The organism is Umezawaea beigongshangensis, from assembly GCF_016464305.1.
In the GTDB taxonomy this organism is placed as follows: Bacteria; Actinomycetota; Actinomycetes; order Mycobacteriales; family Pseudonocardiaceae; genus Umezawaea_A; species Umezawaea_A beigongshangensis.
In genome coordinates this window covers 21,434-28,020 of the sequence record NZ_JAEIOJ010000024.1, presented here as the reverse complement: position 1 = coordinate 28,020, position 6,587 = coordinate 21,434, and the positions used below count along the sequence as shown (strand labels likewise).

General features: G+C 70.4%; 8 protein-coding genes and 2 pseudogenes. 5 read left to right on the top strand and 5 right to left on the bottom strand.

The window, feature by feature from the left end:
- Nucleotides 1–287 (top strand): annotated as a pseudogene (locus IMZ35_RS29770) (hypothetical protein); the annotation flags it as partial.
- A 41-nt stretch (nucleotides 288–328) separates the two neighbouring features.
- Nucleotides 329–784: an NUDIX hydrolase gene (locus IMZ35_RS29765; protein WP_199444549.1), complete on the top strand. Its 456-nt coding sequence runs from the start codon at nucleotides 329–331 to the stop codon at nucleotides 782–784.
- 644 nt (nucleotides 785–1,428) lie between these two features.
- On the opposite strand, the gene IMZ35_RS29760 is transcribed toward IMZ35_RS29765, so the two are convergent.
- Entirely contained in the window at nucleotides 1,429–1,755 is a 327-nt protein-coding gene (locus tag IMZ35_RS29760; protein ID WP_199444548.1) for a hypothetical protein, read from the bottom strand.
- 35 nt (nucleotides 1,756–1,790) lie between these two features.
- Entirely contained in the window at nucleotides 1,791–2,015 is a 225-nt protein-coding gene (locus IMZ35_RS29755; protein WP_199444547.1) for a transposase, read from the bottom strand.
- A gap of 209 nt (nucleotides 2,016–2,224) precedes the next feature.
- On the opposite strand from IMZ35_RS29755, the gene IMZ35_RS32195 reads away from it, so the two are divergent.
- From IMZ35_RS32195 to IMZ35_RS29740, 3 genes and pseudogenes are all read left to right on the top strand, one after another.
- Nucleotides 2,225–2,596, top strand: a complete 372-nt coding sequence (locus IMZ35_RS32195) for a transposase (RefSeq protein ID WP_199444546.1) — start codon at nucleotides 2,225–2,227, stop codon at nucleotides 2,594–2,596.
- Nucleotides 2,485–2,772 carry a transposase gene (locus IMZ35_RS32035; RefSeq protein WP_307869026.1) on the top strand — a complete coding sequence of 96 codons (288 nt, stop codon included), beginning with the start codon at nucleotides 2,485–2,487 and terminating at the stop codon, nucleotides 2,770–2,772. Before IMZ35_RS32195 ends, IMZ35_RS32035 begins: the two co-directional genes overlap by 112 nt.
- A gap of 57 nt (nucleotides 2,773–2,829) precedes the next feature.
- Nucleotides 2,830–3,351: pseudogene (locus tag IMZ35_RS29740) on the top strand (transposase family protein); the annotation flags it as partial.
- 756 nt (nucleotides 3,352–4,107) lie between these two features.
- On the opposite strand, the gene budC reads toward IMZ35_RS29740, so the two are convergent.
- The 3 genes from budC to IMZ35_RS29725 form a co-directional block, all read right to left on the bottom strand.
- Nucleotides 4,108–4,932, bottom strand: a complete 825-nt coding sequence (budC, locus tag IMZ35_RS29735; protein ID WP_199444544.1) for a meso-2,3-butanediol dehydrogenase — start codon at nucleotides 4,930–4,932, stop codon at nucleotides 4,108–4,110.
- Between the two features lie 3 nt (nucleotides 4,933–4,935).
- Complete coding sequence (locus tag IMZ35_RS29730) at nucleotides 4,936–5,757, bottom strand: oxidoreductase (RefSeq protein ID WP_199444543.1); 822 nt, start codon at nucleotides 5,755–5,757, stop codon at nucleotides 4,936–4,938.
- A 236-nt stretch (nucleotides 5,758–5,993) separates the two neighbouring features.
- Nucleotides 5,994–6,575, bottom strand: coding sequence for a flavin reductase family protein (locus IMZ35_RS29725; protein ID WP_199444542.1), 582 nt, complete (start codon nucleotides 6,573–6,575; stop codon nucleotides 5,994–5,996).
- Nucleotides 6,576–6,587 lie beyond the last annotated feature (12 nt).

Sequence of the window (6,587 nt, the reverse complement as noted above, 5' to 3'; positions counted from 1 at the left end):
ACCAACGGATCCCGAAACCGGTCACCACCACTCCCACGACCGCTCACCAGCCCATCCTGCCCGAACACCAGGCCCTCACCAGGAAAACCCGCTTCGCAGCGGGCATCACCACCAGCCGCACCGAGGCCGAGTTGTACCTCGACACCGCCCGCCGCCTCACCGAACGAGGCTGGCCGCTGCTCACCACCGACGCGACCGGCACAACAGCACCGCAGGTCAGCGCCCTGATCGCCGACCGGATCACGCAGCTGGCGGGCACCGGCCGGGGCAGCTCGGGCGCCCCGTAGGCTGCGCCGGTCCACCACCGCACGCCCGCTCACGAGGACCGATGGCCGACCGTCACCTGATCGACGTACACGTGCTGCTCCTGCGCGACGGCCACGTCCTGCTCACCCGCCGCCGCGACACCAACCCCGACTTCGACGGCCTCTGGCACCTGCCCTCCGGCAAACTCGACGCAGGCGAATCAGCCCTGCACGCCGCCGTCCGCGAAGCCGAAGAAGAAGTCGGCGTCCAGATCGACCCCGCTGACCTGCGCCTCGTGCACACCCTGCACGTCAACGGCTCCGGCCCCGAACCCCGCCTCGGACTGTTCTTCACCACACGACGCTGGAACGGCGAACCCCGCAACCGCGAACCCGACAAGTGCTCCGCCGTACGCTCGTACGCCCTCGACGCCCTGCCCGCACAACTCATCGACTACCCCGCCGCCGGCATCCACGCCCACCGCACCAGCACCCCCTTCAGCACCCAGGGCTGGACACCACAACCAGCCACCCCGTGACGGGCACCCACCCGGCTTCAGCACAATCGGCGCAGCGCGACGAACCTCGCCAACCACCTCCTGATCGCCACCTCACAAGCCGGGTGCTCCGATCACCTGCCAGCCACCAGCGGTCTCGCCTGCTCAGCATCACCGCCTGCCGCGTTCACACCTGGTCGGGGCCAGGCCCAGCGAGCGCACCGGCCGCCCCCGCGAGTCGTGCCGCAACACCGGCCGACCAGCCATCCGCCACCGTCCTCCCTCCCCAGCCACGCGGGAACCACACAACCGGACAAGACCAGCCCAGGCCCCCGGAGAACGCCGATGAGGTCATCTGTCGTAGCGGCCAGATCGACCATCACGCGACACCCGCCGCGGCTGCGCTCGACGACGGTGCGCTGCGCATCAGCCGGGTCGTGACGAACAGCGGTGCCCGCTGATGGGCAGGCACACCCGCGCGTCGTGCCCAGATGGGCTCGACCGCGCGGATCTCGCCCGGCAGCAGGGCGCAGCAAGGTGATCCCATCCCCGGCCGCACCCGCACGGCCGGACAGCCGGGGCAGCCCGGCGGTGATACCGCCACCCACGTCGAGCAGTACCCACACCCGGTCGGGACCGCTGCCGTGCTCGAGCACGGCGCCGCTGCGCAACCGCTGGTAACGCACCTACCCCGAGCGCTGCGAACCCCAGGAATGTGGACGCGGAGCAGGTGTGCCGGGCTTGCGCCGCTGACCAGGCAGAGGCACCACGTGATACGCCTTCGCGGCCGAGTTGGTCTGCATACCCGAAGCAACCCGGCGGGCGTCGGCCTCCGAGGGGAAACGAGCCGCCTGCGACGCCCGCCCCCACTGCTCGACCGGCTTGCCGCGGCTGTCGCGACACCGGTCGTCGAGGTAGTAGTACGAGCACGAGCCGTCAGCGAAGCGCACGACGATGCCGAACTCCTGCGACGCCCGGCCACCACCTTTCGGCTTCCGCAACTCCCTGCTCACACTGGACATCCTGTCCTACCGCGCCCGGTCCGCACTCACCGACCCGGCCCGTGCCGGTCGACGGCTCGCAGCTCCGCTTGGTCCACCGCCGCGTCGACCGGTCCGGCCTGGGCCTGTTCGGCGGTGCGGACCCAGTTGCGCAGCGTCTCGTGGTTGACCCCCAGCTCACGGGCGACCTGCCGCAACGGCCGGTCCGACGAACGGGCCAACGCGACAGCGTCCCTGCGGAACCGCTCGGGGTACTTCGACTTACCTGACACGGGAGCATCCTTCCCCAGACCGCTGTCTGGGATCAGGGCGTCCGGTCCAAGGGGACAACCTCACTGAGTGCCCGTTTCCGAGCTTGGGCTGGTGGAGGGGCTTTGGTGCGGATGCAAGGAACTCCTGGTAGATCGGAGGTTGTCGAAGTGCCGCCTGCCAGGAGTTCCGTTGTTGTCGTGCCCGATGTCCGCGGGCGGGTCCACCGCGGATGCCTCCTGCTGCCGCCTGTCCTCCTCCCACCAGCCCGTGTCGGGGTGGGCGGTGGAAGAAGCACTGTCGTCGGGTGATCGTGGACGCGATCTTCTCCTTGGTGGGCAACGGCATCGAGTGGCGGGCCCTGTCGGCGGACTTCCCGCCGCAGCAGACAGTCGACAAGTGTTTCGCTGCCCGGGAGAAGGCCGGGGCGTCGCAGCGGGTGCTCGACGCGTTGCGCGAGCGCGTCCGCCTTGCTGGGGAGCGGGTGGCGGCGTGTCGGCGGTCGTGGCCTCGCAGTCGGTGCGCGCCGCGCAGGGCGTGTGTCGGGCCACGCGGGCCTGGGACGGCGGGAAGAAGGTCGCCGGCCGCAAGCGGCACGTCGTAGTGGACACGGCGGGCCTGCTGGTGGCTGTGCTGGTGACTCCGGCCTCGACGCAGGACCGGGTCACCGCGCGCAGCCTGTTGCGCCGGACGCGTGACACCGCACCGGACACCGCTGCTGCGTCCGCGACTACGAACGACTCCGCCACCACCACGAGGCCGTGGTCCGCTGATCCATGATCCGCATCACCAGCCTCCGACTCCCCCAACACCAACAGCTCGAAAACAGCTACTCGCGAGGCCGTCCAACTCCTGGCCGACCTGGCCCCGGACCTGACCGAAGCCGTGAAAGTCGCCAGCCGCAGGGCCTACGTCATCCTCCACGGCATCCTGCTCCGGATCGACCGCATCGCCGCCGACCGCCCGTACCACTCCGGGAAACACAAACGCCACCGCATGAACGTCCACCTCCTGGCCGACCCCACCGGGCGACTGCAGTGGACCTCGCCCGCACCGCCCGGTTCAGCCCACGACCTGACCACGGCCCGCACCCACTGCATCCTCGACGCCCTCACCGAAGCCGACATCCCGTGCTGGGCCGACAAGGCCTACCGAGGAGCGGGCGGCCCCATCCGCGTGCCCCACCGCGGCAAGTGGCACAACCTCTCGCCCGGCCAGCAGGCGATCAACCGCTCCCAAGCCCGCATCCACGCCCCCGGCGAACGGGCGGTCTCGATCCTCAAGGTCTGGCGGCTGCTACGCAGACTCCGCTGCTCCACCACCCTGACCCGAGCCGTCCTCGCACTCCACCTCGCTGCCGGATGTCGAGAGCGTCAACGCCCGCATCCGCCGCGTGGTCAGAGCTCGGCGCCATTTCCCTGCTTCTACTCCTTCGCCTTGCGCATGTCGACCTTCCAGAACAGGTGATCCCCCGCGATCAGGAGGACGGAGAGCGCAGCAGCTGTCAGCGCACCTTCTTTGCCAGGCCAATGGAAGAAGTACGACGACACCAGAGAGAAAGGGGCAAGATGAGCACGACAAGCCTGCTGCGGCTGATTCTGTCGCGCCACGACCACCGCAGCAACGATGTCATTCTCCACATCTTGGCCGGCCAGGAGTCGTAGATCGAGTTTCCGGTGCAGTCGATCCTGAAGACGGCGCCGCCCCGCCGGTGACAATCGCGCCGCCGACAGGCCGGCGAGTCGGGGCGGCCGTGGGCGCCACCGCCATCGCGCTCGCTCTGGAACGTCAACTCCACACCTGACCCCGCCCCGGCCCGAGCACCTCGGCAGCCAGCACCGGACGACACGGCCGACTTCGCGGTCGGTACCCAGCCGCACCAGCAACGTCGTGCGCGGCGTCCTGGTCGACGTACCGACCCTCCCTGCATCGGCTCGTGCACCGCGGTCCCGGCGCACGAGCCGATGCGAGCACTTCCTGCCCGGCGCGAGGTGCTCAGCGGAGGAACGATCTCCCGCTGCGGTTGCAGTCGGTGCAGCATCAGGGGACGTCCGGCTCTGGTCCTGCTGCTGCGGAGGTTGGACGCGACAAGCCGGTCCAGGTCGTCCGCTCCGCTCACTCACCCCATTCGGGGCCGCCGTCGGTGCAGGTCTGCCCGCCGTCGACCGGAAGCGCGACACCGGTGATCCGGGCGGCCTCGTCGCTGGCCAGGAACGCAATGGCGGAGGCCACCTCCTCCGGCCGTCCGGCCCGGCGCAGCGGGATGCGGTCCCAGGCGCGGTCGAGGAGGGCGTCGTCGGCCATGATCTCCTCCACCATGTCGGTCACGGTGAGACCGGGGCACACCACGTTGGCGCGGACCCCGTCGCGTCCGGCGTCGCAGGCCACCGACCGGGTCAGGTTGGCCACCGCGGCCTTGGCGGCGTTGTAGGCCGCGTGCGACCAGCCGCCTCCCAACGAGGACACCGATCCGACGTTGACGATCGAGCCCTTCGTCTCGGCCAGGTGCGGCAGGGCGGCGCGGGTCGTGAAGAACACGCTGTCCACGTCCGCGCCGAAGCAGGCCCGCCAGTCCTCCTCCGAGGTCTGTGGCACACTGCCGACCAGGTTCATGCCCGCGGCGTTGACCAGGGTGTCCAGCCGCCCGAACCGACGCACGGCCGCGGTCACGAGCGCTTCGCAGTCCTCGCGCCGGGACACGTCGGCCACGTGCACCAGCACCCGATCGGCCGACAACCGCCCGGCCACCTTCTCCAGCCGCTCCCGGTGCCGCCCGGAGATCACCACCGATGCTCCCTCAGCGGCGAAGCGGGCCGCGGTGGCGGCCCCGATGCCCGAACCACCACCGGTGACGATCACCACCTGCCCGTCGAATCGTCCGTTCGTGGTCGTGGTCGTGGTCGTGCTCCTTCTGTCGTCGTAGGTGTGGAACGAGAACACGGGTTACGCCGGGGCGTCGACGCCGCGCGCGGTGCTCTCCTGCGCGGTGAACTCCGCGCGCATCCGGTCGAGCTTGGCCAGGGCGGTGTCGTAGGCCTCGTTGCCCAGCAGCAGCCGCTGCGGCGGCGTCGGCGACTCGACCGCGCGCACCAGTGCTCGCGCGGCCAGCGCCGGGTCACCGGCCTGTTTGCCGACCGAGCCGCGGTAGGCCTGCCGGGCGGCTCCGGCGGTCGGGGCGTAGTCGTCGATGACCCCGGCGGGCTCTGCGGCGGAACCCGCCCACTCGGTGCGGAACGCGCTGGGCTCCACGGTCATCACCCCGATGCCCAGGGGTGCGACCTCCTTGCGCAGTGCTTCGCTCAGTCCCTCCAGGGCGAACTTCGACGCGCAGTAGTGGCCGACGCCCTCGAAGCCCTCCAGGCCGCCGATCGAGGTCAGGTTCACCACCACGCCGGAGCGTCGGCGGCGCATTCCCGGCAGCACCGCGGTGATGACGTCGGTGGCGGCGAAGAAGTTGACGTCGAACATCCGGCGCACCGCGTCGGGCTCGCTCTCCTCCACCGCGGCGAAGTAGCCGGAACCGGCGTTGTTGACCAGGACGTCGATGCCGCCGAACTCCTCTTCCGCCCTGGCCACGGCGGCGCGCACCTGCGCGGGGTCGGTCACGTCCAGTTCGAGCGGCAGGACCTTCCCCCGTGAGGCGAGGTCGGCGATCCTGGTGGTGTCGCGCGCGGTCGCGACGACCCGGTGCCCGGTGTCGAACAGGTGCTCGGCGATGTGGCGACCGAATCCGGTGGAGCATCCGGTGATGAACCAGGTGGTCATGACGGTTTCTTTCCCTTCGGGTGTGGTTCGTGCGGCTAGTGGTCGTGGGCGAGTTCGAGGTCGTCCGTGGCGAGCGGGCCAGAAGAGGGGCACCGGTTTCCCTGGAGGCAGGCCCCGGGCAATGCGGATCGCCGCGAAACGCCGGCTGCAGGCGGTGACGCGCGGTCGACGCTGCGGTTCTCGGTGAGCGGGTGGGGACACCGCTGCTCTCGCACGGTCGGAGGAACCGCCGCGTGTCAGTCAGCGGTCAGATGCCGCCACTTGGTCATGCGATCGCGCAGGTCCACGGTGGAGGCGTTGGCGGAGAAGGTGCCGTCACCGCGGTGGTGGAACTCGCCCGCTCCTCTCCTCGTGGCGTCGAACCAGGCGCGCTCGGCCTCGAGGATCCACAGGTGGTGATCGCGCACGAGCCGGTCGTCGGCCACGGTGCACTCGATGTTGGCGAAGCACTCCCGGACCAGGGGTGCTCGGACCACGGCGCCGGGAACCGGGGTGAAGTCGAAGCTGCGCCACTTGTCGGTCTCGCGGCCGGAGGTGTTGCCGACGTCTACGACCCGCGCGGCGAGGTCGATGGACGGTATCGCGACAACGCACTCGCCGGTGGCGCGCAGGGTGTCGTAGCTGTGATCCCACGGCCCGAGGACGAGGGCGATGAGCGCGCCGTGCGCGACGGGCATGTTGAAGCCGTTGGTCATCAGGTTGGCGCGCTGCCCGTCGAAGGTGGACACCAGGACGACGGGGCCGGGCTCCAGCAGCCGGTGCACGTTCTCCAGCGGGTACTGGGCGAAGCCGTGGCCGTCGTCGTCTGCTGCGGTCATGGTCGAATCCCT

What these genes read in the sequence shown, in the direction of transcription:
- IMZ35_RS29765 (WP_199444549.1), top strand. Translation starts at nt 329, where the DNA reads ATGGCCGACCGTCACCTGATCGACGTACACGTGCTGCTCCTGCGCGAC.
- IMZ35_RS32195 (WP_199444546.1), top strand. Translation starts at nt 2,225, where the DNA reads ATGCCTCCTGCTGCCGCCTGTCCTCCTCCCACCAGCCCGTGTCGGGGT.
- IMZ35_RS29730 (WP_199444543.1), bottom strand. Translation starts at nt 5,757, where the DNA reads ATGACCACCTGGTTCATCACCGGATGCTCCACCGGATTCGGTCGCCAC.
- IMZ35_RS29725 (WP_199444542.1), bottom strand. Translation starts at nt 6,575, where the DNA reads ATGACCGCAGCAGACGACGACGGCCACGGCTTCGCCCAGTACCCGCTG.